The 26,373-nt window shown below is 71.3% G+C and carries 24 protein-coding genes; 6 read left to right on the top strand and 18 right to left on the bottom strand.

Annotated features, from left to right (window positions below; translation table 11 throughout):
- Positions 1-41 precede the first annotated feature (41 nt).
- The 5 genes from AB0I45_RS12275 to AB0I45_RS12255 form a co-directional block, all read right to left on the bottom strand.
- Positions 42-461, bottom strand: a complete 420-nt coding sequence (locus AB0I45_RS12275; RefSeq protein ID WP_137319058.1) for a cytidine deaminase — start codon at positions 459-461, stop codon at positions 42-44.
- A 96-nt stretch (positions 462-557) separates the two neighbouring features.
- Positions 558-1,883: an ABC transporter permease gene (locus AB0I45_RS12270; protein WP_345031974.1), complete on the bottom strand. Its 1,326-nt coding sequence runs from the start codon at positions 1,881-1,883 to the stop codon at positions 558-560.
- On the bottom strand, positions 1,880-3,175 hold the full coding sequence (locus AB0I45_RS12265; protein WP_345031971.1) for an ABC transporter permease: 1,296 nt from the start codon (positions 3,173-3,175) through the stop codon (positions 1,880-1,882). The genes AB0I45_RS12270 and AB0I45_RS12265 overlap by 4 nt, the downstream gene beginning before the upstream one ends.
- Positions 3,172-4,746 (bottom strand): ABC transporter ATP-binding protein, encoded by a 1,575-nt coding sequence (locus tag AB0I45_RS12260; protein ID WP_345031969.1) that lies wholly within the window; start codon positions 4,744-4,746, stop codon positions 3,172-3,174. The genes AB0I45_RS12265 and AB0I45_RS12260 overlap by 4 nt, the downstream gene beginning before the upstream one ends.
- A 352-nt stretch (positions 4,747-5,098) precedes the next feature.
- A complete protein-coding gene (locus AB0I45_RS12255; protein ID WP_247423029.1) occupies positions 5,099-6,196 on the bottom strand; it encodes a BMP family ABC transporter substrate-binding protein in 1,098 nt (365 codons plus the stop codon).
- A 288-nt stretch (positions 6,197-6,484) separates the two neighbouring features.
- On the opposite strand from AB0I45_RS12255, the gene AB0I45_RS12250 reads away from it, so the two are divergent.
- Both AB0I45_RS12250 and AB0I45_RS12245 read left to right on the top strand, forming a co-directional pair.
- On the top strand, positions 6,485-7,033 hold the full coding sequence (locus tag AB0I45_RS12250; RefSeq protein WP_175406898.1) for a MarR family winged helix-turn-helix transcriptional regulator: 549 nt from the start codon (positions 6,485-6,487) through the stop codon (positions 7,031-7,033).
- A 126-nt stretch (positions 7,034-7,159) separates the two neighbouring features.
- Entirely contained in the window at positions 7,160-8,041 is an 882-nt protein-coding gene (locus tag AB0I45_RS12245; RefSeq protein ID WP_345032011.1) for an SDR family NAD(P)-dependent oxidoreductase, read from the top strand.
- On the opposite strand, the gene AB0I45_RS12240 is transcribed toward AB0I45_RS12245, so the two are convergent.
- Complete coding sequence (locus tag AB0I45_RS12240; protein ID WP_345031965.1) at positions 8,031-8,645, bottom strand: DUF418 domain-containing protein; 615 nt, start codon at positions 8,643-8,645, stop codon at positions 8,031-8,033. The two genes, AB0I45_RS12245 and AB0I45_RS12240, sit on opposite strands and share 11 nt — an antisense overlap.
- Before the next feature lie 185 nt (positions 8,646-8,830).
- Between AB0I45_RS12240 and AB0I45_RS12235 the strand changes: the two genes are divergently transcribed.
- Complete coding sequence (locus AB0I45_RS12235; RefSeq protein ID WP_345031962.1) at positions 8,831-8,953, top strand: hypothetical protein; 123 nt, start codon at positions 8,831-8,833, stop codon at positions 8,951-8,953.
- Between the two features lie 233 nt (positions 8,954-9,186).
- Here the strand turns inward: AB0I45_RS12235 and AB0I45_RS12230 are convergent, their stop codons facing one another.
- The 5 genes from AB0I45_RS12230 to rsmA all read right to left on the bottom strand — a co-directional run bounded on the left by AB0I45_RS12230 (position 9,187) and on the right by rsmA (position 14,972).
- Positions 9,187-9,432 carry a hypothetical protein gene (locus AB0I45_RS12230; RefSeq protein ID WP_247423033.1) on the bottom strand — a complete coding sequence of 82 codons (246 nt, stop codon included), beginning with the start codon at positions 9,430-9,432 and terminating at the stop codon, positions 9,187-9,189.
- A gap of 153 nt (positions 9,433-9,585) precedes the next feature.
- Positions 9,586-11,619 (bottom strand): ABC-F family ATP-binding cassette domain-containing protein, encoded by a 2,034-nt coding sequence (locus tag AB0I45_RS12225; RefSeq protein WP_247423036.1) that lies wholly within the window; start codon positions 11,617-11,619, stop codon positions 9,586-9,588.
- 291 nt (positions 11,620-11,910) lie between these two features.
- Positions 11,911-12,840 carry an alpha/beta hydrolase gene (locus AB0I45_RS12220; RefSeq protein ID WP_247423037.1) on the bottom strand — a complete coding sequence of 310 codons (930 nt, stop codon included), beginning with the start codon at positions 12,838-12,840 and terminating at the stop codon, positions 11,911-11,913.
- 84 nt (positions 12,841-12,924) lie between these two features.
- Positions 12,925-14,025 (bottom strand): 4-(cytidine 5'-diphospho)-2-C-methyl-D-erythritol kinase, encoded by a 1,101-nt coding sequence (locus AB0I45_RS12215; protein WP_247423039.1) that lies wholly within the window; start codon positions 14,023-14,025, stop codon positions 12,925-12,927.
- Positions 14,022-14,972 carry a 16S rRNA (adenine(1518)-N(6)/adenine(1519)-N(6))-dimethyltransferase RsmA gene (rsmA, locus tag AB0I45_RS12210; RefSeq protein ID WP_247423624.1) on the bottom strand — a complete coding sequence of 317 codons (951 nt, stop codon included), beginning with the start codon at positions 14,970-14,972 and terminating at the stop codon, positions 14,022-14,024. The genes AB0I45_RS12215 and rsmA overlap by 4 nt, the downstream gene beginning before the upstream one ends.
- Positions 14,973-15,122: 150 nt before the next feature.
- Here rsmA and AB0I45_RS12205 point away from each other — a divergent pair, with 150 nt between their 5' ends.
- Both AB0I45_RS12205 and AB0I45_RS12200 read left to right on the top strand, forming a co-directional pair.
- On the top strand, positions 15,123-16,454 hold the full coding sequence (locus tag AB0I45_RS12205; RefSeq protein ID WP_247423041.1) for a class I SAM-dependent methyltransferase: 1,332 nt from the start codon (positions 15,123-15,125) through the stop codon (positions 16,452-16,454).
- A 387-nt stretch (positions 16,455-16,841) separates the two neighbouring features.
- Positions 16,842-17,798 carry a sulfurtransferase gene (locus tag AB0I45_RS12200; RefSeq protein WP_247423045.1) on the top strand — a complete coding sequence of 319 codons (957 nt, stop codon included), beginning with the start codon at positions 16,842-16,844 and terminating at the stop codon, positions 17,796-17,798.
- A 9-nt stretch (positions 17,799-17,807) separates the two neighbouring features.
- On the opposite strand, the gene AB0I45_RS12195 is transcribed toward AB0I45_RS12200, so the two are convergent.
- Positions 17,808-19,400, bottom strand: a complete 1,593-nt coding sequence (locus AB0I45_RS12195) for a glycoside hydrolase family 3 N-terminal domain-containing protein (RefSeq protein WP_247423047.1) — start codon at positions 19,398-19,400, stop codon at positions 17,808-17,810.
- A 171-nt stretch (positions 19,401-19,571) separates the two neighbouring features.
- Between AB0I45_RS12195 and AB0I45_RS12190 the strand changes: the two genes are divergently transcribed.
- Entirely contained in the window at positions 19,572-20,708 is a 1,137-nt protein-coding gene (locus tag AB0I45_RS12190) for a glutamate--cysteine ligase (protein ID WP_137319046.1), read from the top strand.
- A gap of 113 nt (positions 20,709-20,821) precedes the next feature.
- On the opposite strand, the gene AB0I45_RS12185 is transcribed toward AB0I45_RS12190, so the two are convergent.
- From AB0I45_RS12185 to AB0I45_RS12160, 6 genes are all read right to left on the bottom strand, one after another.
- Entirely contained in the window at positions 20,822-21,367 is a 546-nt protein-coding gene (locus tag AB0I45_RS12185; RefSeq protein WP_247423050.1) for a hypothetical protein, read from the bottom strand.
- Positions 21,364-22,527, bottom strand: a complete 1,164-nt coding sequence (locus AB0I45_RS12180; protein ID WP_247423052.1) for an XRE family transcriptional regulator — start codon at positions 22,525-22,527, stop codon at positions 21,364-21,366. The genes AB0I45_RS12185 and AB0I45_RS12180 overlap by 4 nt, the downstream gene beginning before the upstream one ends.
- 224 nt (positions 22,528-22,751) lie before the next feature.
- Entirely contained in the window at positions 22,752-23,324 is a 573-nt protein-coding gene (locus AB0I45_RS12175; RefSeq protein WP_247423054.1) for an NUDIX hydrolase, read from the bottom strand.
- Positions 23,308-24,531, bottom strand: coding sequence for a tRNA (adenosine(37)-N6)-threonylcarbamoyltransferase complex transferase subunit TsaD (gene tsaD, locus AB0I45_RS12170; protein ID WP_247423056.1), 1,224 nt, complete (start codon positions 24,529-24,531; stop codon positions 23,308-23,310). Before tsaD ends, AB0I45_RS12175 begins: the two co-directional genes overlap by 17 nt.
- Positions 24,521-25,309: a hypothetical protein gene (locus AB0I45_RS12165; RefSeq protein WP_247423058.1), complete on the bottom strand. Its 789-nt coding sequence runs from the start codon at positions 25,307-25,309 to the stop codon at positions 24,521-24,523. The genes tsaD and AB0I45_RS12165 overlap by 11 nt, the downstream gene beginning before the upstream one ends.
- Positions 25,306-26,295, bottom strand: a complete 990-nt coding sequence (locus AB0I45_RS12160; RefSeq protein WP_360318512.1) for an aldo/keto reductase — start codon at positions 26,293-26,295, stop codon at positions 25,306-25,308. The genes AB0I45_RS12165 and AB0I45_RS12160 overlap by 4 nt, the downstream gene beginning before the upstream one ends.
- Positions 26,296-26,373: the final 78 nt, after the last annotated feature.

Genomic DNA, 26,373 nt, shown 5'->3' with positions numbered 1-26,373 from the left:
CGCGAGCACAGCACCGCACATCCTGCACGTCACTCTGCACGTCACTTCCGGCGCTGCTCGTAGTCCGTGAGGTGGTCGGGACCGAAAGCCTCGGGCAGCACTGCGGACATCGGCAGGTGCCCGCTCGGCATCGCGAGCACGAGGTCCGGGCCGCCGAACTCGTAGAGGAGCTGGCGGCAGCGACCGCACGGCACGAGCTTCTCCCCCGCGCCGTCGACGCACGCGAACGCGACGAGCCGTCCGCCCCCCGAGCGCGCGAGGTCGGACACGAGCCCGCACTCGGCGCACAGCCCTACGCCGTAGGACGCGTTCTCGACATTGCAGCCGGTCACCACGCGCCCATCGTCGACGAGTGCCGCCGCACCCACCGGGTAGCCGGAGTACGGCACGTACGCCCGGGTGACGGCGTCGCGCGCCGCGTCCTGCAGACGGGCCCACACCTCGGCGGGGAACTCACGCATCAGATGCCTCCTTCGATGTCATTGGCTGAAGCCACCAGCTGAAGTCATTGGCTGTAGTCACCAGCTGAAGTCACTGGCTGTAGTCACCAGCTCAAGTCACTGGCTGATGTACGGCTTGCCCTCGGCGGCGGGTGCGCGGACGCGGCCGACGAAGCCGGCGACGGCGAGCACCGTGACGACGTAGGGCAGCATGAGCAGCAGCTGCGAGGGCACCGGGGTGCCGATCGCTGACAGCACGTTCGCGAGGTTCTTCGAGAAGCCGAACAGGAGCGCTGCGAACAGCGCGCCCATCGGGTTCCACTTGCCCAGGATCATCGCGGCGAGCGCGATGTACCCCTGCCCGGCTGACATTTCCTTGCCGAACGCCAGCCCGGAGCCGATGGTGAAGAACGCACCGCCCAGACCGGCGATCGCGCCGGCGAGCAGAGTGTTGAGCACGCGGTTGCGGTTGACGTTGATGCCCACGGTGTCCGCGGCCTTGGGGTGCTCGCCGATCGCCCGCATCCGCAGCCCCCACTTCGAGCGGAAGATGAAGATCTGCAGCGCGACGACGACGACGTACATGAGGTAGACGAGGATGTTCTGGTTGAACAGCACCGGCCCGATCACCGGGATGTCCGACAGCAGCGGGATCGGCAGGTTGGGCAGCTGCTGGCGCGCGTTCCACGTCGCCGGATCCTGCGTGAGCACGGTGGAGAACAGGAAGCTCGTCACACCGACGACGAGCACGTTGAGCACGACGCCGATGATGATCTGGTCCACCCAGTAGCGCACCGCGAAGAACGTCAGCACCACGGCCACCAGAGCGCCCGCGATCGGTGCGGCGAACAGCCCCGCGTACGGGTTCTGCAGCGCCGAGGCGACGACCGCTGCGAGGAACGCGCCGGCGAGCAGCTGGCCCTCGATCGCGATGTTGATGATGCCCGAGCGTTCGCCTACGAGACCGCACATCGCGCCGAAGATCAGCGGCACCGACAGCGCGAGCGCCCCGGCGAGGAGCGCCGTCACCGGCATCCGCCCCGCCCCGGCGGCGGACCAGGTGAGGAACGCGAACACGAACACGATGCCGAACAGGAGCGGGAACCACACGCCGAGGCGCCGGCGGTTGAACGTCGCCCAGATCGACACCGCCGCCAAGACGACGAGCACGAGGCCGAGCGCCACGCAGGTCGCCTTCGACGGCACCGGGAGCGGCGGGATGGTGAAGAAGTCGTTGCGCGAGGCGAAGGTGAACGTCGTCTGCTTGCCGCCGCCGGCGAGCAGGCCGAACACCAGGAGCGAGGCGAGGGCGAGCACCGAGTAGACGACGGGGTACTTCCACGCCCGCTGCTTCACGGGTGCTGCTGCCGGTGCCGCCGCGCCGCCCGGGCCGGAGCTCGGGTCGCGGGGCTGCGGGGTCCTGTCGGGTGCGACGGTGCTCATGCTGCCACCTTCTTCGCCGGGGTCGGGAGTCGGAAGATCGTACGGACGAGGGGCGGGGCCGCGATGAGCAGCACGATGATCGACTGCACGACGAGCACGATGTCGATCGGGGTGCCGGTCTGCGACTGCATGAGGTAGCCGCCGGCCTTGAACGCGCCGAACAGCAGGCCGGCGAGGAACGTGCCGAGCGGCCGGGACCGGCCGAGCAGCGCCACCGTGATCGCGTCGAAGCCGATGGTGCCGGCCACACCCCCGGTGAGCTTGCCCTCGGTGCCGAGCACCTGGGCGGCCCCGCCGAGGCCGGCGAGCGCGCCGGCGATGATCATCACGAGGATCGTCACCCGGCTCACGGAGATGCCCGCGGTCCGGGCGGCGTCCGGGTTCTCGCCGACGGCCCGGAACTCGAACCCGAGCGTCGAGCGCTCGAGCAGCCACCACACGAACAGCGTGGCGAGGATCGCGACGACGAATCCCAGGTGGAGGCGGAACGGATCGGGCAGCAGCGGCGGCAGCGCTGCGGTGTCGAATATCGTACGCGAGGCCGGGTTCGCCGAGCTCGTCGCCTTGAACCAGCTCTGCGTGAGCAGGTACGACAGCAGGTAGCCCGCGATCGAGTTGAGCATGATCGTGACGATGACCTCGTTCGCGCCGGTGCGCGCCTTGAGGACACCGGCGATGCCGGCCCAGATCGCCCCGCCGACCGCGGCCATGACGAGCGCGAACAGGAAGTGGATGACCGGTGGCAGGCCGAGCGCGTAGCCGAAGTAGCCGGCGAACATCGCGCCGAGCACCACCTGGCCCTGGCCACCGATGTTGAACAGGCCCGAGCGGAAGCCGAGTGCGATGCCGAGGCCGGCGAGGATGAGCGGGGTCGCGGCGACGAGCGACTCGGTGAACGGGCGCACCGCCCGCACCAGGCTGCGCGCCTCCCAGTCGAAGATCGAGCCGCGCAGCAGCGCCATGTACGCCTCGGACACCGTCTGCCAGGCCACGATGAAGAAGTCTCCGGGCCGGGCGAAGAAGTAGCCGAGCGTGGCCTGCACGTCGGGATCCGCTGCGGCGATGAGCACGCCGCCGAGCGCAAGCGCCACGACCACCGACAGCACGGAGACGAGCCAGGACCCGGACATGATGTCGCGCAGCACCGAGTTCGCCGCAGGGGTTCCCCCCGCAGCCGGGGTCCCGCCCGCGGCGAGGGTGCCGCCCGCAGCCGAGGTGTCGGCCGGCTGCTCCTGCCCCGTCACCGAGGTCTCCGTTCCGGGAGCCTCGCTCGGGTTCGTGCCGTTCGTCATGGAAGATCTCCCTCGGCTGCCTGGGATACGGTCGTCACGGCCGAGCCGTCGGCCACGCGGGCGAGCGCCTCGTCCTCGGGCACACCGGCCATCATGAGGCCGAGCGCGTCGCGCGGGGTGTCGGCCGGCACGATGCCGACGATCCTCCCGCGGTACATCACGGCGATCCGGTCGGCGAGGTTGAGCACCTCGTCGAGCTCGGTCGACACGATGATGCACGGGGTGCCGGCGTCGCGCTCGGCGATGATGCGCTTGTGGACGAACTCGATCGATCCGACGTCGAGTCCGCGGGTGGGCTGGCTGGCGACGAGCAGGCTGAGCTCACGGCCGAGCTCCCGGCTGAGCACGACCTTCTGCTGGTTGCCGCCGGACAGGGTGGAGATCGGGTCGTCGATGCTCGTGAGCCGGATGTCGAACTCCTCGACCTTCTCGAGCGCCTTCTCACGGATCACCGCGGGCTTGAGCGCCAGGCCGCTGGCATAGGGAGGGCGGTCGTACTGGTCGAGGATCATGTTCTCCCGGATCGAGAACCCGGCGATCACGCCGTCGCTCGACCGGTCTTCGGGCACGAATCCGATCCCGGAGGCCAGGCGCGCCTTGACGGAATCGCCGCCGAGCGTGCGGCCGTCGAGCGAGATCGTGCCGGAGTGCGGTTCACGCAGGCCGATGATCGCCTCGGCGAGCTCCGTCTGGCCGTTGCCCTGGACGCCGGCGACAGCGAGGATCTCCCCCTGCCGGACCCCGAAGCTCAGATCGTCGACGACGACGAACCCGGCTTTGTCGAGCACGGTGAGGCCCTCGACGCTGAAGGTCTCGTCCTGGGTCCGGGCGGGCTCCTTGTCGGTGGTGAGGTGGACGTCGCGGCCGACCATGAGCCCGGCGAGCTCGGACTCGCTCGACTCCGGGGACGCCTCGCCCACCACGGTTCCGCGGCGGATCACGGTGATCTTGTCGGCCACCGCGCGGACCTCGCGGAGCTTGTGGGTGATGAAGACGATCGAGGTGCCCTGTTCGCGCAGCTGCTTCATGATCTCGATGAGCTCGTCGGTCTCCTGCGGGGTGAGCACGGCGGTGGGCTCGTCGAGGATGAGGATCTCCGCGTCGCGGGAGAGCGCCTTGATGATCTCCACCCGCTGCTGGGCGCCGACGGGCAGGTCCTCGATGATCGCGTCGGGGTCGATGTCGAACCCGAAGCGCTCGGAGATCGTGCGCACCGTCTCCCGGGCCGAGGCGAGATCGAGCAGACCCATGCCCTTCGTGGGCTCATAGCCGAGCGCCAGGGATTCGGCGACGGTGAACACCGGGACGAGCATGAAGTGCTGGTGGACCATGCCGATGCCGGCGGCCACGGCGTCGCCGGGGCCGGAGAAGGTCACGGGCCGGTCGTCGATGAGGATCTGTCCGCCGTCGGGCCGGTAGAGGCCGTAGATGACGTTCATCAGCGTCGACTTGCCCGCGCCGTTCTCGCCCAGGAGGGCGTGGATCTCACCGGGTTCGACGACGAGGTCGATGTCGCGGTTGGCCACCAGCGGCCCGAACCGCTTGGTGATCCCGGAAAGCTCGAGCTTCACGTCAGCGTCTCCTCATGCAGGCCCCCGAGGACCGTCTCTCTCGTCCGGCTGCGCTCGTGCGCTGCGTCTCTCTCATGTGCGGCAGTTCTCGGAACCAGCAGTCCGCACGTCCCGCCTGTCCATCCACCTGTCCATCCGCCAGTCCATGCTCGCCGCATCGGACTCACGGCCACGAACTCACGGCCACGAACTCATGGCAGCGAACTCACTGCGGTGCCCTCAACTTCAAAGGCGTGTACCCGGAACTGCAGCACCCGATTTCTGCCACGAACACGGCGGGCACCGTGGCATTCATCACCACGGTACCCGCCCTGGTCGTCAGGTCGAACCCGCCGCTGCGAGCTCCGCCGGCTCAGGCCTGCGGGGCGTTCGGCGACTCGACGGTGATCTCGCCGTCGATGATCTGCTGCTTGAGCTCCTCGACCTTCTGCTTGACCTCCTCGGGCACCTCGCCCTCGAAGTCGTGGTACGGAGCCAGGCCGACTCCCTCGTTCGACAGGTCTCCGACGTACGGCGCGGCCTCGAACTCGTCGTTCATGGCCTGTTCGACGGTGTCGTGGACGGCCTGCGAGATCTGCTTCATCACCGAGGTGAGGATGATGTCGCCGTACTCCGTGGACTCGTATCCGTCGGAGTCGACCCAGATGATCTTCGTGCCCTCGGACTCCTTGGCCGCGGCGGCGGCGCCGAGTCCCACGGGACCGGCCACCGGCATGATGATGTCGGCGTCCTGGGAGATGAACTGCTCGGTCAGGGTCTGGCCCTGGCCCTGGTTCTCGAAGTCGCCGGAGAACGAGCCCTCCTGGCCCTCCTTGTCCCAGCCGAGCAGGGTGACCTGCTCGTCCTCGCCGGCCTCCTCGTTGTACTTGTCGACGCCGTCGGCGAAGCCGTCCATGAACACGGTGACGGACGGGATCTGGATGCCGCCGAAGGTCGCGACGGTCTTGGACTCGGAGGTCGCCGCTGCGAGGTAGCCGGCCAGGTAGGCCGCCTCGGCGGTGTTGAAGACGAGCGGCTTGGCGTTCTCGAGCTCGACCGGGTTGCCGTCGGCGTCGGCGAAGGTCGAGTCGATGAGGCCGAAGTGCAGGTCCGGGTTGGCCTCCGCGGCCTCCTGGATCGCATCCTCGAGGAGGAAGCCGACACCGAAGGTCAGGCTGCAGTTCTGCTGGACCATGTTGTCGACGTTCGGTCCGAAGTCGGAGTCGGACTGCGATTCGGCGAGCGCCTCCTCGATCCCGAACTCCTCCACGGCGCTGTCGAGGCCCTCGCGGCCCGACTGGTTGAAGGACTTGTCGTCCCAGCCGCCGGCGTCGGAGACGAGGCATGCTTTGAAATCGGTGTCGCCGCCCTCCCCTCCGGCGGACTCCTCGGGTGCCTGTCCGCAGGCGGACAGCACGAGTGCGGTTGCGGCGGCCATCGCGGCGGCCGGTGCCAGGTAGGTGCGCTTCACGAGAATCTCCCAACGATGAGGCGGAGCCGGAGGGAGCTGGATGCTCCCATGATGCTGCACAGTGCCGCGCGGTGCGCCACGGTGCCGGTTGCTCCGTTACGGTGCTCGAACAGTGCCGCAGGTGCCCCGGACGCCCTCGCAGCAATCCCGATGGGGCGTGCCGGCGGAGCCAGCGGTGATGCCGCCGCTCAGACTACCCGCGTTCATCTGCCGCACCCGAGGGATTCACAGCGGATTCGAATTCCGATATGAAACCGCAATCTGCGGTCCGTGGCTACCATGATCCACATGCTCCCCGATCCCCTTCTCGAACTCTTCGAAGCCGATACCGCAGAGCTTCCCCCGGCACAGCGCGCCCGCCACGCCCGGATCGCCTCGCTCGTCCACGCCGACCAGGTGCAGGCGATGACGGTGCGCACGGCGTCCGCCCGGTTCGCCCACGCCCATCAGCTCAACCTCATCGACTTCCAGGTGCTCCAGACGGTGGTCGCCTCGCGCGGTGCCGACCGCACCGCGACACCCGGCTCGATCTCCGAGCAGCTGTCGCTGTCGGCCTCGACGCTCACCTCGATCCTCGAGCGGCTCGTGGCCCGCGGTCTGCTCGTGCGCGAGCGCGACTCGGCGGATCGCCGTCGCATCTCCGTGTACTACACCGAGGACTCCGCGCGACTCGTCATGGACTACTACCGGCACCTCACCGCGGCCTACGACCAGGCCTACGGCGATCTCGACGATGCGGAGACCCGCTCCAGGGTTGAGTTCCTCTCCGTCCTCACCGAATGCCACGAGCGGGTCGCCGAACAGATCGACACCGAGACACCGGCCCGCAGCGCATGAGCCGCCGAGTGGCCGTGGTGCTCGGTGATTGAGCCGCAGTCGCGCGCCCGGCGCAGGATCGGCCGTTTCGGCCGCTCACTCGCCCGCGGCACCCGCACCGACGCCGCCTCACCTCCCGGGGCCGAGGTGGTCGCCGGCGCCTGCGTGCTCATCACCGGTGCCGCCCGCGGGATGGGTGAGATCTACGCCCGGAAGGCCGTCGCCCAGGGTGCGCGCGCTGTGGCGCTGTGGGACATCGACGGGCCCCGGGCCGAGGCGCTCGCCCGGGAGCTCTCGACCGCGCCCGGCACCGAGGTCCGTGCGTTCGTCGTCGACATCTCCGACCTCGATGCGATCCGCGCCGGCGTCGCCGCCGTCGAGAGCACCCTCGGCGCGCCGGACATCCTCGTCAACAATGCCGGGATCGTGCGCGGCGCGCCGTTCTGGGAGCACGATCCCGAGCGCGACATCGAGGGCACCATGCGGGTCAACTCGCTCGCCCCGATGTGGCTGACCCGGGAGGTGCTGCCGGCGATGATGGCCGATCGGGGACGCGCGAAGCGGATCCTGACCATCGCCTCGGCCGCGGGCACCCTGCCGAATCCGAACATGAGTGTGTACGCCGCCTCGAAGTGGGCGGCGATCGGGTGGAGCGAGTCGATGCGCCTCGAGCTCGCGCGGGCCGGCCACCGGCACATCGCGGTGACGACCTTCTGCCCGAGCTACGTGTCCACCGGAATGTTCGCGGGCGCCCGCGGGCCGCTCCTGACCCCGATCATGACCCCGGAAGAGGCGGCGGCCGCCGCCTGGAACGGGATGCTCGCAGGCACCCCGGTGGTGAACCGGCCGTGGACGGTCAAGCTCGCGATGGCCTACCGCGGGGTGCTGCCGACCCGCGCCTGGGACTTCGTCGCCGACCGCGTCTTCCATGTCTACTCATCGATGGACCGCTTCACCGGCCGCCAGGAGGCGGGTCCGGCGAAGAGTGGCCCGGCACACGGTCCGGAATCACCGAGGATCAGCCGATAGCTCGCGGCTCGTGCTGCTCGCCCGCCCGGGAGCGCTCTGCGCGCCGCTGCTGCCGCCGGTCGAGCAGAGATCCGATGCCGCGGAACCCGAGGTCCCACAGCCATTCGACCGGCCCGCGCGCGAAGTGCTTCAGCCACAGCATGCTCAGCCCGATGAGGAAGGCCGAGAGCAGCACGTAGACCACCATCGTCCACAGCGTCATGGAGCCCTCGTCGAGCCGCGCGGCCAGTCCGAAGCTCCAGTCGTAGAAGATGATCGAGGCGAGCAGGTTCTGCAGGATGTAGCAGGTGAGCGCCATCCGCCCCACCGCGGCGAGCGGCGTGCCGATCCACCCGGCCCGCGTGCGGTTGGCGTAGAAGGCGGCGACCGCGGCGAGCAGCCCGAAGGCGACCGCGGTCGAGGTGATGTAGCGGGTGATGCCCGAGGCGTGGTCGGCGGCGAAGATCCGCAGCGCCCAGTCGATCGGCAGACCAATGCCGAAGGCGAGCAGCATCGTCCGCTTCCGCAGCCGGTGCCCTCGCTCCTCGAAGATCCCCGCACGGAAGAGGTGGGCACCGACGAGGAACAGTCCGATCCCATGAGGAACATCCGGGAATCTCGCCACGGCCGCCGATGAAGCCCACCACCCGCTCGTGGACCATCGCCCAGTAGCTGTCCGTGCTCCCAAGCGCCGATGCGTCGGCACCGCCGCCGGCCTGCTCGAGACCGGCGCGTCCCGCCGGCCCGGCGGCCTCCCGGAGGGACTCGGGGTCGTCGGGATCGACCCCCATGAGGAACGGCAGGCCGGACATGAGCAGCTGGACGGCGAGGATCGCCATCACGTGCGCGGCGAGTCCGGCGTACACCCAGATCTTCTGCGCCCGAGGGCCGGTGATCATGATCGCCGACACCGCGAGCGCGGTGAGCCCGTAGCCCATGAGGACGTCGAACTCGAAGATGAAGATGTAGTTGAGCAGGCCGTCGAGCACGAGGATGGCGGCGCGCCACGGGTATCGACCGGGCCAGCCGGTGCCGCGGCGGATCGCCGACTGCCGCTGGATCTCGAGTCCGATGCCGAACATGATCGTCAGCAGCCCGATGGACTTCCCGTCGGTGACGAAGTTGATCGTGGTGTCGAAGAACCCGGGCGGGCCGACGGGATCCGCTCAGGCCGGGCCGGCCGCAGAGGGGACCGGATCGTCGAGGCGCGCCCCCGAGCCGGAGAAGATCCAGATGTTGGTGAGCAGCGTGCCGAGGATCGCGATGCCGCGGAGCACGTCGAGCGCCGGGAGCCGCCGCCGCGCTGTGGCGGGGTGGGGAGCTGTGGATTCGGAAGCTGTGGGTTCGGGAGAGGTGTCCGTGGGCGCGGCAGTCGCGGCGGCACGCGCGGAATCACCAGGGCGTCGTGTCATGCCCATATGTTACTCAGCAGTATCTTCGGGAATCCTGTGCACGGGAACCCCGCTGCCGAGCTCCGACGACCGCAGTGCAGGCATCCGCGGACACTCCACCTGAGGAACCCGCGCCCCGGGAACCCGTGCCGGCGGCATCGGGGTCCGAGGCGCTCAGGCCTCGAGCTCCTCGGACAGCTCGAGCCATTCGAGCTCGAGCTCGTCCTTCTCCTCGGCCGCAGCACCGCGCTTCGCCGTGAGTTCGGCGAGCCCGGTGAAGTCGCTCTGGTCGTGCGCGGCGAGCTCGGCGTCGAGCGCCTCGATGCTCGCATCGAGCTTGTCGATGCGCCGGCCGAGCGCCTGCACCTCCTTGCCGAGCCGCCGCCGCTCGGCCGCGCTGAGCCCGGACCCACCGCCTCCGGACCCGTTGCCTCCGGACCCGTTGCCCGAGGTCGCTCCCGCGGAACCGCCCGAGGCGCCCGCCACCGCACTCATCACCGAACCCGCGCCCCCGTTCGGGGAACCGCCGTTCGTGGCACCGCTGCCCGTGCCGCCGTCCGGGCGACCGGACAGCGCCGGATCGGCGTCGAGCCGGAGGTACTCGTCGATGCCGCCGGGCAGGTGGCGCACCGTGCGGTTGCGCACCGCGAACTGGTGGTCGGTGACGCGCTCCATGAAGTACCGGTCGTGGGAGATCACCAGGAGGGTGCCCGGCCAGGTGTCGAGGAGGTCCTCGACCGCGGCGAGCATGTCGGTGTCCATGTCGTTGGTCGGCTCGTCGAGGATGAGGACGTTGGGCTCGTCGAGGAGGATGAGGAGGAGCTGGAGGCGGCGCTGCTGGCCGCCGGACAGATCCTTGACCCGTGACTGCAGCACGGTGCCGAGGCCGAGCTTCTCGAGCAGCTGGCTGGGCGTGAGCTCGCCCCCGGCGGCCTGGTAGGTCGAGCGCTTCCGCGCGAGGATCTCCCGCACCCGGTCATCGGCGAGAGCGTCGAGGTCGCGGAGCTGCTGGTCGAGGACCGCGACCTTCACGGTCTTGCCGCGCTTGACCCGCCCCTCGGTCGGCTCGATCTCCCCGGTGAGCACCTTGACGAGGGTCGACTTGCCCGCGCCGTTGGCCCCGAGCAGGCCGTAGCGGTCACCGGGTCCGATGATCCAGTCGAGGCCGGAGAGCACGGGTTCCCCGGCGGACGGATGTTCCCCGGCGGGCCCGGGTTCGCCGGTGGACGCACGTTCCCCGGCGGGCGCATCGTTCCCGGCGGATGCTTCGTCCCCGGTAGATGGCTCGCCCCCACCGGAGACCGGACCGCCGCCCGCGTCCGGGTATGCGACGCCGAGGTCGTGCATCTCGAACACGTCCTTGCCGAGCCGCGAGGTCGCCATCGACACGAGCTCGACGGTGTCGCGCACCGGGGGCTCGGCGGCGATGAGCGCATTGGCCGCATCGATCCGGAACTTCGGCTTCGAGGTGCGCGCCGGCGCCCCGCGTCGCAGCCAGGCGAGCTCCTTGCGCATGAGGTTCTGCCGCTTGGCCTCGACCGCGGCGGCCTGCCGGTCCCGCTCGACGCGCTGGAGGACGTAGGCGGCGTACCCGCCCTCGAAGGCGTCGACCGTCGCGTCGTGGACCTCCCAGGTCATCGTCGAGACCTCGTCGAGGAACCACCGGTCGTGGGTGACGACGAGGAGCGCGCCCTGGCCGGCCGGCCAGCGGCGGCGGATGTGCTCGGCGAGCCAGCGGACACCGGTGATGTCGAGGTGGTTCGTCGGCTCGTCGAGCATGATGATGTCCCACTCCCCGGCGAGCAGGCGGGCGAGCGCCACGCGGCGACGCTGTCCGCCGGACAGCTCGCCCACCGTGGCACCGAGGTCGATGTCGCGCAGCAGCCCGGTCATGACGTCGCGGACCGCCGGCTGCGAGGCCCATTCGTGCTCCTCCGCGTCGCCGACGACGGAGGTCCGCACATCGAGCGTCGGGTCGAGGACGTCGGCCTGCTCGAGGTAGCCCACCCGGGTGCCGCCGCGCGCCGTCACGCGTCCGGAGTCCGGGTCGAGCACGCCGGCGAGGATCCGCATGAGCGTCGACTTGCCGTCGCCGTTGCGGCCGACGATCCCGATCCGGTCGCCGGCGCTGATCCCCAGCGTCACCTCATCGAGGATCGTGCGATTGGGGTACGACAGGCTCACGGACTCGCAGCCGAGCAGGTGCATGGGACTCCTTCTGTGGGGGCGCCTCAAGCTTAGAGGAGGCCCGCGGGCCGGCACTCATTCCCCCGGCCCGGTCCCCAGGGCGGGCGCTCACTCCCGCATGGGCCCTCACTCCAGTGCCGGCCTTCACTCCAGCGCGGCGAGAGCAACGGACCAGGCGTCCTCGAGATGGGCGGTCCCCTGCTCCGCGACGCCGAACCTCTCCCAGGCCTCCCGGTCGACCCGGTAGCGCGCAGGCCCGGTGAACTCGACTCGGCCGTCCTCACCCAGCAGCCCCAGCCCCGAAATCCCGACTCAGAAGTCCCGGCTGAGCCAGTCGATGAGGTCCGGCCAGATCGCCTCGCCGGTGCCGCGTCGCAGCAGCCCGTGGTGGCCCAGGCGCGGCACGCCGAGCTCGGCGGGGGCATAGGTGCGCCGTTCGACGCTCGCTCGGTGCAGCGGTGCGAGGAGCGCGTCCATCTGGTCGGGACTGGCCCACAGGTCGTCGTCGGCACCGATCGCGAGCACCTCGGCCTCGACCGCCCCGGCACGTTCCCGGGCATGCATCGTGGGGTCGTCGTAGAAGTATCCGGGCAGCCGGGTCCAGCGGCCCCATTCGAGCATCGCCCCGGCGGGGATGTCCTCCCCGAGGCCGAGGCGCCTGCCGGGCATGTAGCCGAGCGTCCGGCACAGCACCGGGCCGACGACGGTGAGCAGCGCACCCACGCGGAGCCGCTCGCGCCGCTTCGCGATCCGCTGTGTCGCCGCCACGTGCGCGGACACGACGGCGAAGCGGGACACCGATTCGAGCCCGTGGCCGAGCACCATCGCGTGGCCGCCGATGCTGTGGCCGACGGCTGCGTGCGGCAGGTCCGGGAAGCGCTCCCGGCACCAGGCAGCGGCGGCGGGGACGTCCTCGCTCATCCAGTCGCGCATCCGCATTCCGGGGTGGTCGCGCGGATCCCCGGACTCCCCCGTACCCCGGTAGTCGTAGGCCATGGCGATGATGCCGGAGGCGGCGATGCAGGAGGCGAACGCGCGGTAGTACCGGCGCGGGGTCGCGGTCGCGGGATGGATCATGATGACCCCGCGCGGCGCGCCCACCGGGTGCCAGACGGTGCCGGAGATCCGATCGGGCCCGACGGGGAAGCCGATGTCCTCCGTCGTCTCGGGCCCGCGGATCTCGATATCGCCGCCCTCGGCGGTGCGGTCGCCGGCGGTGCGGTCGTCAGGCGTGCGGTCCATGGCCCCGAACCTATCCCAACCTACCGATGAGTACACATCGTCGCGCGTATCCTCGTGCGCCCGGATATCGCGCGCCCCAGGCTGTCACGCCGCGGCGGGCGGCGGGACGAGGTGGGCGCCGCCGGCCGGGCCGGTGGTGCGCACGACCTGGCGGACGCCGCGGCTCGCCTCGAGGAGAACGGCGATCTCGAGCGCGTGCGTGTGATCACGGGCGAGGAATCCGACCGTCGGGCCGGAGCCGGACACGAGGGCGCGCAGCGCTCCTGCCCGCACTCCGGTCTCCATGATGTCGGCGATGCCGGGCAGGAGGTCGATCGCGGCCTCGGTCATGTCGTTGTGGAGGACTCCGGCGAGCGCCTCGGGATCCGCGGTGCCGAGTGCGCGGAGCACCTCGGCGGGGTCGACGGCGCTGTGGGCGCCCACGCCGGTGACGTCGCCGGTCCTGTCGCCGTCGCCTGCCCCCGCGTGCTCGCCGCACGTCACCGGCCCCGCATCGCCGCGGGCGGCGCGGATCTCATCGAGGCGACGGTACACCTCGGGCGTGGACAGCCGACCGGTGGAGGTGGCGAGCACCCAGTGGAACTCGCCGCGCCCGAGCACCGGGGTCAGCTCGTCGCCGCGGCCGGTGCCGAGCGCGGTGCCGCCGCGCAGCGCGAAGGGCACGTCCGCGCCGAGCTCGCGGGCGACGCTGTGGATGAGCTCCTTGTCGGTGCATCCGACGAGGTGGGCGTAGGCGACGAGGGCGGCCGCTGCATCAGCAGAGCCGCCGCCCATCCCTCCGGCCACCGGCACGTTCTTCTCGATCGCGACCTCGACGGGCACCTCGACCCCGGTCGCCTCGGCGAGGGCGAGGACAGCCGCCAGCCCGAGGTTCGAGGCGTCGAGCGGCACGGTGGTGTCGGCGTACCGCCCGGTCAGGGTCACCGAGTGCTCCGCGGCGGGGATGAGGGTGACGGTCTCCGCGAGGTCGAGGGACTGGAACACCGTGACGAGGGAGTGGTAGCCGTCGTCCTCAAGCGGACCGACGGAGAGGAAGGCGTTGATCTTGCCGTAGGCGCGCGCCCTCACGGGGGCCGGACCGTCGACCGAGCCATCGAACGGGCCATCGAACGGGCCGCCGGCCGACCCGAACGGCGGGCCGGGTCCCGTATCCGGATTCGGGTTCGGGCTCACATCGGGGCTCACACAGTCTCCTTCGCCGCGGCGAGTGCCACGTAGTCGTCGATGTCGAGGACCTCGCCGCGCGCCCGCGGGTCGATCCCGGCCGCGCGCAGGATCTCCTCGGCCCGGGCGGGGCTGCCGGCCCACCCGGAGAGCGCGGCGCGCAGGGTCTTGCGGCGCTGCGCGAAGGCGGCGTCGATCGCGGCGAACACCGACTCGCGGGACGGTGCCCCGCGGTGGGCTCCGTCGGACCCGCGCTGATCCCCGGCTCCGTCTCCACCGGCAGGATCTGCACCTGCAGGATCTGCACCTGCAGGATTCCCGCTAACAGGATCTGCACCTGCTGGATCTCCACCGGTGCGGCGGCCATCGGCGTGGCGCTCGATCCGGACGAGGCCGGAGTCGACGTTGGGGGCCGGCCAGAACACGTTCGTGCCGATCGAGCCGGCGCGGCTCACCGTCCCGTACCAGCGCGCCTTGACGCTCGGCACGCCGTAGGTGCGGGAGCCGGGCTCGGCCGCGAGCCGGTCGGCGACCTCGGCCTGGACCATGACGAGCACGGTGCGGATCGTCGGGAAGGTCTCGAGGAAGTGGAGCAGCACGGGGACGGCGACGTTGTAGGGCAGGTTCGCGACGAGCGCGGCGGGCGGACCGAGCTCCGGGGACTCCGGCAGCTCGGTGACGCGCAGCGCATCGGCGACGACGAGGTCGAAGGGGGCGTCGTCCCCGCAGCGCTCGGCGACGGTCCGCGGCAGCCGCGAGGCGAGGAGCTCGTCGATCTCGACGGCGATGACATGGTGGCCGGCATCGAGCAGGCCGAGCGTGAGCGAACCCAGGCCGGGGCCCACCTCGGCGACGGTGCACGGTTCGCTCAGGCCGGCGGCGGACACGATCATGCGCACGGTGTTGGGGTCGATGACGAAGTTCTGGCCGCGCTGCTTCGTGGGTCGCAGCTGCAGCTCCGCGGCCATGGCCCGGATGTCGCGTGCGCTGAGCAAGGTGGTCACGTCTCCCACCCTAGACGAACGGTCCCGAGGCGCAGCCGAGCGCAGGAGACCGGCGACCGAGGGCACTCGGGCAGAGGCCCTCGGCCGACAGGCGCGGTCCTCTAGGCTGAGGGGATGGATGCACGCACGCTGGCCCGCCTGCTCGAGCCCGAGGTGTTCGCCCGCCTCGCCGAGATCGACTACCGGCCCTCCGACGAGCTCGCGCTCGCCGCGCGCCTGCGCAAGGAGGGCCTGGAACCCGAGGCCGCCACCGCGCTCCTCGCACAGGCGGCCCTGCGGGTCGAGGCGGAGGGGAAGTTCGGGCCGTTCGCCTCGGACATGCTCTTCACCCGCGATGGTCTCGCCCAGGCGACCCGGCTGCCGGTCGCCGCCCACCATGCCCGCCGGATGCTCGCCGTCGAGCCGACCCGGCTCGCCGACCTCGGCTGCGGACTCGGCGCGGACACCATGGCGTTCGCCGGGATGGACAGCACCATCGAAGCCGTCGAGGCGGTCGAGGCCGACGAGGTCACCGCTGCGATCGCGACCTTCAACCTCCGCCACCTCGACACCGTCACGGTGACGCACGGCCTGGCGGAGGACCACGACCTCGAGCACGTCGACGCGCTGTGGCTCGACCCGGCGCGCCGCGTCCTGCCCGGCGGGAAGCCCGGTGGGAAGGCCGGTGGGACGTCCAGTGGGAAGTCCGGTGGGAAGTCGGTCAGCGGCACGGCAGGTGCCGGTGCCGGTGCCGGGAAGGGCACCACGGACGCGCACGGCTCCACCCGCCGGATCTCCGATCCCGAGGCGTTCTCCCCCTCGCTCACCTGGGCGTTCGACGCCGCGTCCCGGGTCAGGGCGGCCGGCATCAAGCTCGGGCCGGCGCTCGACCACGCGCTCGTCCCCGACGGCTGGGAGGCCCAGTGGGTGTCCCACGACGGCGACGTCGTCGAGGTCGCGCTCTACGCCGGGGACGCCGTGCTCCGCCCCGGGCGCAACGCCCTCGTGCTGCACCCGCAGGGCCCGGTCCAGGTGCACGAGTCCGAGGTGCCGGTCGACGACGAGGACGGGATCGGGGACCTCGGCTCCTACCTCTTCGAGCCCGATGGGGCACTCGTGCGCGCCGGGCTCGTCACCGCCCTGTGCGAGCCGCTGGACGCGCGCCGGATCTCGAGGCCGATCGCCTACCTCACCGGGGACCGGGTGCCGACCGGAGCCGCGGCCAAGCTCGTGCGGACCTACCGGATCCGCGAGGTGCTGCCGGCCGGGCTCAAGCCGCTGCGCGCCGCGCTCGTGGCCCGCGGCATCGGCCGCGTGGTCATCAAGAAGCGCGGCGCCGACATCGTCCCCGAACAGGTGCGCCGCCGCCTCAAGCTGCCCACCGGCGAACCCGCCACGCTCGTGTTCACGCGGATCGGCGAGCACCACGTCGTGCTGCTCACCGATCCGGTCGCGCCGAAGCTCTGAAGCATCCGCAGTCCTCAGGCGCCCACGGCAGCCGGCAGATCTGGAGGCCGGCAGATGAGGCCGGCAGATCCGGAGGCCGGCGGCCGATGCGCACGGCTCCACAGGCCCGTGGGGACGGCCGGTGCGGGCATCGGATCCGGAGGCCGCTGCGCACGGCCGGCACAGGCGGCGATCACGATCTGCTGGCCGATCGGCGCGTCGATCCCTCCGCGCAGGGTCCACCGGCCCCATTGCGCTCGGTGCGCGCGTGCGGAATCCTGGCAGTCGTGCGGTCCGAACGACGCTTCTGCCTGTACGACGCCGTTGTCAGTCCTTCATCGTCGTCAGCACTGCACCGTCATCAGAACTGCACCGCACTTCCCATGAGACCGACCGAGGAGACCTGCCGTGGCACGCGAAGACCATCTCATCACCGTCGAGCGACTCGCCGAGGAGCTCATGAGCGCAGCTCCCCCGGTCCTGCTCGACGTCCGGTGGACGCTGCAGCAGCCCGATGGCAGCGCCGACTACGCAGCCGGACATGTGCCCGGCGCGCACTACGTGTCCCTCGACGAGGAGCTCGCCGACCATCGCACCGCTCACCCGGCCGAAGGGAACGCAGCCGGCCCCACGGCCGGACGCCACCCGCTGCCCTCTGCGGCGACCTTCGAGCAGACGGTGCGACACTGGGGCATCGACGCAGGCACGCCGGTGGTGGTCTATGACGACAATGCCGGACTCGGCGCGGCCCGCGCCTGGTGGCTCCTGCGCTGGGCCGGTGTCGGCAACGTCCGGCTCCTCGACGGCGGGTTCGGCGCCTGGCGCGCCGCCGGCCGCCCCGTGAGCACGGACATCCCCGAGCTGCCGGATCCGAGCGCTTTCGACATCGCGCCCGGTTCCCTCCCGGTGCTCGACGCCGATGAGGTGGCCGACCGCGCGCGGACGGGCATCGTCCTCGATGCGCGGGCACCGGAGCGCTATCGCGGCGAGACCGAACCGCTCGACCCGCAGGCCGGGCACATCCCCGGGGCCCGGAACGCACCGGCTGCAGACAACACGGAGGGCGGGTTCTTCCGCCCCGAGGACGAGCTGCGCGCGATCTACCGCGAACTCGGCGTGCTCCCGGGCACGGACCGGGAGGACAGGAGCGGCACCGGCGCGGACAGGACAGATCCGGCCGGCGCGGATGCAGGCGGGTCCGATCCGAGCAGCCCTGTCGGCGTGTACTGCGGCTCCGGCGTCACCGCCTGCCACGACGCCTTCGTCCTCTCGATGCTCGGCGTCGAGGCGGCGCTGTTCCCGCCGAGCTGGTCCGGCTGGTCGAACGACCCGGACCGCCCCGTCGCCACGGGCGCCGAGCGCTGAGCTCGTCCGCTATCGGCAGTCCGGCGCCTCGACCCCGTCGACCTCCACCGGCAGGGCGCCGCCCGCGTCCGTCTCCCCGGTGAGGTACCGCGCGAGCGCGCCGAACCCCGCGTCGTAGTCGTCGTAGCCGGCGAGCACGGTGTCCGCCCGGCTGCCCGCCAGCCGCCACGGCCCGCGGGTGCCGTAGACGACGTCGGCGGAGGCCCCCTCGTCGAGGGCGACCGTCGTGTCCGCGTTCGCCTCGATGCTCAGCCCGTTCTCCTCGGCCTGCGCGGTGAAGGCCGAGATCGCGGCCTGCTCGCCGCTCACCACGGCGACCTCCTCGACCGGTTCGGCGAACGTGCATTCGCCGGCGACCACGGTGAGCGCCGACTCGGCGAGCGCATCGATGCGCGCGGTGTGGTCGTCGACCGTGACGGCGAGCTCCGCGGCGTGCTCCTGCCACAGCTGCATCGCGACGACCCGCTCGGCCGCCTCGACGAGCCGCTCCCGGTCGAGGTCGCCGGAGTCGAGGGCCTCGCGCAGCGCACCCACCGACGCCTGCGCGTCCGGCGGGAGGAGGACGAGGTCGGCGCCGGCGCGGATCGCCTCGACCGATTCGGCCCCGCGCGGACCGGCGGGCACCGCACCCATATTCATCGCGTCGGTGACGACCACACCGTCGTAGTCGAGCACCTCGCGGAGCTCCGCATAGGCGTCGGGGTCGACCGAGGCCGGGGTGTCCTCGGAGCCGGGCAGGCCGATGTGGCCCATCATCACCATCGGGACGCCGGCGGCGACCGCGGCGCGGAACGGCGCGATATCGCGCTCGTCCATGTCCGCGATGCTCTTCTCCGACACCGGCAGGGTGTCGTGCGAGTCGTCGGTGAGCGCTCCGTGGCCCGGGAAGTGCTTGGCCGAGGACAGGATGCCGGCATCGGAGTAGCCCCGGATCGCCGCCTCGACTGTGCCGGACACGAGCGCGGGGTCGTCGCCGGCCGAGCGGACGTTGATCGCGGCGTCCCGGGCGCCGATCGTGACGTCGGCGGTGGGGGCGAAGTCGGCGGTGAGCCCGAGGCCGCGGAGGTCCTCGCCCTGCGCCTGGATCGCCGCGGTGGTCAGGGCCGGGTCGTCGGCTGCGCCGAAGGCCATGAGCGGGGGCATGTCGAGGGCCGCGGTGCCGAGCCGGGACACCGGCCCGCCCTCCTGGTCGACGCCGAGGAACACCGGCGCCTCGCGGTCGGCGCTCGCCTCGGTGATCGCGCCGGTGACCGCTCGGACATCGTCCGGAGTCGGGTTCTCCGGCAGGTTGTAGGCCATGACGATCGCGCCGGCGAGCGCGTTGTCCGCCACGAGCGCGGCCCCGGCGGACGGATCCGTGCCGTCGAAGGAGCCGATGACCACGGCCCCGGCGAGCGCCTCGTCGTCCATCCCGGCGACCACCTCGGCGGCCGGCTCCCGGAAATCCGCGACCTCGACGATCTCCTCGGGCGCATCGGCTCCCGGGGTCGGTTCGACGGTGCTCGGGTCGGAGTGGCCTCCGGGTGCGCCGGCGGGAGCGCTGCCCATGGTGCATCCGGTGAGGGTGAGCAGCGCACAGGCGACGAGGGCGATGATGCGCATCCGGCCATGGTAGCGACTGCGCCTGGGCATCGCGGGCACGGCGGGTGGGAGGACGCCCGGAAGCACCTCGGGCACCGTGCGCGGTGGTCGTCGACGGCTGTCCGGCTCCTGTGCGACCGTCGATGACGACGGCGCGCGGACACGGCGAAGTGCTGGCATAGGATGACGCCCATGGTTGAATTCGCTCGCTCCGACCGCTCCACGCTGGGGGTGGAATGGGAGCTCGCCCTCGTCGATCCCGCGACCCTCGACCTCGTACCCCGGGCGAGCGAGGTGCTCGACGCCGTGGCCGAGGTGCCGGGTCTGGACACGCGGGTGGTCGGCGAGATGCTCACCAACACCGTCGAGATCGTCTCCGGCGTCCACCGCGGAGTCGACGGGATCCGCGAGGACCTCGGCAGCGCGGTGGGCCGGCTGCGGACCATCACCGACGCCCTCGGCATCGGGCTCATGAGCGCCGGCACGCACCCGTTCTCCCGTTGGGCCGATCAGCAGGTCACCGACAAGGAGCGCTACGCAGAGCTCATCAACCGCACCCAGTGGTGGGGGCGGCACATGCTGATCTTCGGCGTCCACACCCACGTGGGGATCGACGACCGCGACAAGGTGCTGCCGATCCTCAGCGCGCTGCTCGCCTACGTGCCGCACCTCCAGGCGGTGAGCGCCTCCTCCCCGTTCTGGGACGGGCAGAACACCGAGTACGCCTCGAACCGGGCGATGCTGTTCCAGCAGCTGCCCACCGCCGGCCTGCCGTATCAGTTCGATACCTGGGCGGGTTACGAGCGCTATGTGGACGACATGCTCACCACCGGTGTCATCGACCATGTCAACGAGATCCGCTGGGACATCCGCCCCTCCCCCGGCTGGGGCACGATCGAGGTCCGCGTGTGCGACGGCATGCCGACCCTGGCCGAGGTGTGCGCAGTGACGGCGTTCGTCCAGTGCCTCGTCGACGACATGTCGGAGCGGCTCGACCGCGGGGAGACCCTGCCGACGATGCCGGACTGGTTCCACTTCGAGAACAAGTGGCGGGCCGCCCGCTACGGCATGGACGCGATCATCATCGAGAACGCCGAGGCGCGCGAGCGGGTCGTCACCACCGTCCTCGCCGAGGAGGTCGAGCGGCTGGCGCCGGTCGCCGAGCGGCTGGGCTGCACGAGCGACCTCCAGGCGATGCTCCGCTTCGCCGAGGCGGGTGCGAGCTACCAGCGGCAGATCGCCGAGTACGAGCGGACGGGCGACCTGCGCTCGGTGGCGCGGCAGCTGTGCGAGGAGTTCACCGGCGAGCGGTCCGTCCTGCAGCGGTGAGCCGAGGTCCGTCTGGAACTGCCGGCTGAGGTCCGGCGGTGCTCAGATGGTCGGAGATCCTCGAATTCCGGCTCGGGATCCTGGTTGTTCGGCCACCTGACCAGGTTGTGCTCTCATGCCCGATCGACGAGCAGCGCCCACTCCTGATAGGTGCTCTGCGGCAGGCCCACGGGCTCGAATCCGTGCCGGAGCAGCAGGTTCTCGCAGGAGACGTTCCGCACGTGCACCTTGCCGTGCACGATCCCGCTCGGCGCTCCGCTCGGATCGATGACTGCACGACAGCGCCGGATCACCCGGTCGACGAGCTCGTCTGCCAGGTGTCCGCCGCAGCCGCGGTGCGCGACGTGCACCCCGCTCGAGGTGATGTAGACGGCCGGCATCCCGACCTCGTGGACTTCGAGTTCGTGGAACTCGAGCCAGGCCCCTGCTGCGATGACGTCCTCGCCCGGGACGCGACCGACGACGAGCTCGTCCCCCGCGCGCATCCGATGGCTCGCGTTCCTCAAGAGCGCCTGCGCCTCCCACTCCCAGGGCACGGGATGCGGCAGCCGCCGACCGGCCGGGGTGCGCGGTCGCTCGACCGTGCAGGTGAATGACTGGAGCACAGCGGCGGAGCGCCGATCGGTGATCGTCGACCACTCGAGGCGCTCGGATGTCATGCCTGCTGCCGCGACTCGAGCCAGGCACCGAGTGCCGGCGTGCTGCGCCTGTGCGCCGGGTCGTCGAGCAGTCGGTCCACCGCCTCGGCCTCGGTCTCCGGTTCCTCTACCTCGAAGGTCGTGAGCACGTCCTCGATGTCGACGCCCAGCACGAAGGCGAGATCCCCGGGGTCGGCCTCCCCGGATTCGACCCGCGCGGTGAGTGCTTCGACGAGCGCGAGAGGGAAGCGCTGGGAAGATGCCTGCTGCTGTCGGTCGGCCACTGCACGGCGGTTCGGGCGCGCACCGTCGAGCGGGTCCGGGGCCCCGCGGAGGAGCGCCGGGGTGCTGCTCTCCAGGGCCGCGCCGGCCTCGGCCGATACCGCGACCTCGAGGAAGCGCAGCCGGGTCAGAAGCGCCCTGGTCGACACCCCGAGCGTCCACAGCACCTGCGTGAGCTCGCTCTCCGACATCGCGGACCAGTCGTGCGCGCGGATCTGTTCAGCGGGAAGCAGCAGCTCGGCGGCGAAGGCGTCCGCGTCGTTCTCCCGGGCCTTCACCGGATGGCGGGAGCCGTCGTGGTGGCCGAGTGCCAGATGAGCCAGTTCGTGGGCCAACGACCAATTGCTGCGGAACCAGCTGGGGTTCGAATTGAGCACGATGATCCCGCGCTCACCGATCCGCAGCGAGTAGTCCGTCGACAGTCCTGCCATGCGGATCACGTCGATCTCGAACGTCGCTTCGATGCTCTCTGCGAACGTGCGGACGAAATCAGGGCCGAGACTCGCGCGCACCCCCTGCGGATCCGCCGGAATCGCTCCGGAGGCCGGCACGGAGCCTGGAAATGCACGCCGGTAGAGATCGGCGATCCGGTCGAGGATCTGCGCATCGTCGCGCGCGCCCGGGTTCGACCGCTCCTTGCGCTGCGGATCCCATGCGTGCCGCGCCGCGAACTCCAGATGGTGAGGGTTCGGAGCACCGGTGAGCAGCCAGGTGAGGTCCGCGTCGAGCGCGCGCGCGATGCGGGTGATCTCGGACAGGGTGAATCCCCGCTGCGCGCTCAGCGCGCGCGACAGCGCATCGGGCTTCATGCCGACAGCCTCAGCGAGACCGCGCTGCGTCATCTCGGCAGGGAGATGGGACCGGATCCGTTGTCCGACCTCGATGAGCTGGGTGTCCATCGCTCCATCCTACCGTGCCGTTGGGAAATTCCCAACGGCACGTCCGGTGGGCCCTGCAGAGGTGAACGGTGCCGCCGGCCGGCAGTGAACTGAGGTCCGGCGGTGCTCAGGTGGCCAGAGATCCTCGATCTCCGGCTCGGGATCGTGGATCTTCGACCACTCGACGCATGTGCGGCGCGCAGGGCCATCGGACGGAGGTGCGGGTCGCCTGACGGAGCGCGGACTCACTCCCCTGCGGGCGGGTTCTCCTCGAGCACGCTGCGCAGGTGGGGCCAGGCGTTCTTGAATCCGGGGTGGAGGAGGTAGCCCTCGACCTCGTCGAGCGGGACCCACGCGAGCTCGACGCTCTCGATGTCGTTGACGAACTCCTCGAGCCGGGTCGTCGCCTGCGCGATCACCGTGGTGTAGCTCCAGCCCTGCTTCTCGAGCACATGGGTGTCGAGCACCTCGACCCCGGTGCCGTCGAGCGCGGGGACCCCGGCCTCCTCGTGGCATTCGCGGATCGCGCCGGCGAGCGCGGTCTCCCCCGCATCGATCGCACCCCCGGGGATGCCCCACGTCCCGCCCTCGGCCGACCACGCGACCCGGTGCTGCAGGAGCACGCCGCGCTCGGGGTCGTGGATGAGCAGACCGGCGGCGCCGAACTTCCCCCAGAACCTCCCCTCGGGCGTCTCCACCCAGCCGTCGCCCGATCGGCGGTGGCGGCGCGGCGGCACGGGGCCGCCTGCGGGGACACCGTGGTGCGGGGTGTCGGAATCCGGGGCGGCGGGCTGCGGCGCATCAGGCGATGAGGACATCGTGGGCCTCCAGGGATGAGGTGACGCCGAAGTCGAACGGCGAAGGGGCGAGGCTGCGGGACACGATCTCAGCGCCGAGCGCTGCGACCATGGCGCCGTTGTCGGTGCACAGCCGCAGCGGCGGAACGCGCAGGGTGACGCCGGCAGCGGCGCAGCGCTCGGTCAGCCGCTCCCGGAGCCGGGTGTTCGCCGCGACTCCCCCGCCGAGCAGCACGTGGTCGATCCCGGTGTCCTCGCAGGCGAACAGGGTCTTGGTGACGAGCACGTCGACGACGGCCTCCTCGAAGCTCGCGGCGACATCGGCGAGCCGGATCCCGCGGTCACCCGCCCCGGCCTCGTGCGCGGTGACGAAGCGCAGCACGGCGGTCTTGAGCCCGGAGAAGGAGAAGGAGTGCCGGCGCGCGGGATTGCGGAGGTCCGGCGCAGTGGACAGCCCGCGCGGGAACCGCACTGCCTGCGGGTCGCCGGGGACGCCGGTGCCGTCGAGCGCTCCGGCCGCGGCGCGGGAGATGTTCGGTCCGCCCGGGTAGTCGAGTCCGAGCAGCCGGGCGGTCTTGTCGAAGGCCTCGCCCGCGGCGTCGTCGATTGTCGCGCCGAGCAGCTCGATGTCGTCGACGATGTCTCCGATCCGCAGGATCTCGGTGTGCCCGCCGGACACGAGGAGTGCGATCGTGGGCGTGTGGAGGCCGGGCGAGTCCTCGGCGACGAGGTCGACGGCGACGTGCGCGGCGAGGTGGTTGATGCCGTAGAGGGGAAGGCCGGTGGCGGCGGCGAGCCCCTTCGCGGCGGACACCCCGACGAGCAGGGCACCGGACAGCCCGGGGCCGGCCGTGACGGCGATCGCGTCGAGGTCCTCGATGCGCACCTGCGCCTCGGCGAGCGCCTGTGCCACGGCAGGGCCGATCGCCTGCACGTGGGCGCGGCTCGCGACCTCCGGGACGACCCCGCCGTAGCGGACGTGCTCGTCCATCGACGAGGCGATGGTGTTCGTCAGCAGCGTGCGGCCGCGCACGATCCCCACCCCGGTCTCGTCGCACGAGGATTCGATGCCGAGGACGAGCGGCCCGGCGGCGGCGTGGGCGGCGCTGTCGTCGCCGGTCGCGGCACCGCCTGCGGCCCGGCCGCCGTGCGCACGGTCGTTGCGCGCACTGTCGTTGCGCGCACTGTCGCCGCGGGCACGGTCGCCGGTCAGGCCGTCAGCGATCATGGGGTCCGTCGCCGCCGGGTCGGCGCTCCGGGGCTCCGGGGACGCCCGGGTCATGGGAGCCGAAATCGTGGCTCCCGTAGTCGATGCCGGTCGATTCCTCGCCCGGCCGGTCGGTGTCGTCCGGATCATTGCTGTCGGAATCGTCCTGTGCCTGGGCGGCGAGCTGCTCGTAGCGGGCGGTGAGCTCGCTCTCGGGGACGTCCGAGGCACCGGCGCCCACAGCCTCGCGGAGCAGTCTCAGGTGGGTCTCCCACACCGGTCCCACCTCGGGCAGGATCTCGGCGGCCTCCTCCGCTGTGGCGAAGGTGCAGGTCAGGGAGATGCGGGTGCCGTCGTTCGTGGGCCGCAGCGAGATCCCGAGCCGGCCGAGCGCGGCGAACTCGAGGAGGACGTGGGAGTCCTCCTCGCAGCTGAGCACCTCGGCCTCGAGGGAGCCGCCGGCCTCCGGGTCCGCGGGCCCAGCCTCATCCGCTCCGTACGTTCCGGCGCTGTCCGATCCAGGGGTGCCCGATCCAGTGCTGCCCACCCCGGAGCGGTCCGTTCCGGGGGTGCCCGATCCGGGGCTGGATCCAGGGCTGTCCGGCCCGGCCACGTCCTCGCCGTCGTCGAGGCGGAAGCGCACCCGGTCGTCATCGACCCGGGTGAAGGGCGCGAACCACTCGGCGCACTCGTCCGAGTCCGCGATCCGGCGCCAGACCTCGGCCGGCGAGGCGTCGACCTCGGTGTCGATGACGAGGTCGGTGCCGGATTCCCAGACGATGAGCGAGGCGTCGATCATCGTGCGCCGTCCTTCTGCTCACGAGGTGCGGCCGCGCGTCCGGCATCCGGCCAGGCGGCGTCGAGCCGTTCGATCTCCTCGGGACTCAGGGTGAGGTCGGCGCCGGCGAGCAGGTCGCCGAGCTGCTCGGGGACCCGGGCCGAGGCGATCACCGAGGGGATCGTGTTATGGGCGAGCAGCCAGGCGAGGGCGACCGCGGTCGTCTTGGTCACGTGGTCGCAGGCGATGCTCTGGAGCACGCCGAGCGCGTTGACGGCCTGCTGGTCGTCGACGTACTTCGCCACGGCGCCGCCGCGCACGGAGTCGACCTTCGCACCGGGGATGTGCTTGCCGGTGAGGAATCCGCCGGCGAGCGAGGCGAAGGGCAGCAGCGCCATGCGATCGGCCCGGAGGTGCTCCTCGTACTCGCGGGGGTAGTCGTCGCGGGACACGAGGTTGAAGCGGTTCTGGATCACGCGGTACTCGGCCAGGCCGTTCGCCCGCGCGATCTCCTGAGCGCTCCTGAGACGGTCGAGGGAGAAGTTCGAGGCGCCGAGGTGGCGCACCTTGCCCTCGCGCACGAGCGCGTCGAAGGTCTCCGCGACCGCGGTCTGGTCGGCATCCGGATCGTCCTGGTGGGCGTAGTAGAGGTCGATCCGGTCGGTGCGCAGGCGTCGGAGGGAGTCCTCGACGCAGGCGCGGATGTTGGCGGGATCGAGGGTGGCGCGGCCCTCGAGCATGCCGACCTTCGTGGCGATGACCATGTCGTCGCGGTTGCCGCGCTCGGCCATCCACTCACCGATGATCGACTCGCTCTCTCCACCGGAGTTGCCCTCGACCCAGCACGAATACATGTCTGCGGTGTCGATGAAGTTCCCGCCGGTGGCGGCGTAGGCGTCGAGGACGGCGAAGCTCTGCTCCCGGTCCGCGCCCCAGCCGAACGGATTGCCGCCGAGGTTGAGCGGATGGACGCGGAGGTCGGTGTCTGCGAGGGGAATGAGGTCCATGTCGCCAGGCTATCAAGCGACCCTGCGAGATCTCGCGGTCTGACGGACACTCCCAGAATCCCGGCACCCCGCGGGACG

Source organism: Brevibacterium sp. NPDC049920, from assembly GCF_040656435.1.
In the GTDB taxonomy this organism is placed as follows: Bacteria; Actinomycetota; Actinomycetes; order Actinomycetales; family Brevibacteriaceae; genus Brevibacterium; species Brevibacterium pityocampae.
The sequence above is the reverse complement of the archived record's forward strand: the minus strand, read 5'-3'. Positions and strand labels throughout refer to the sequence as shown.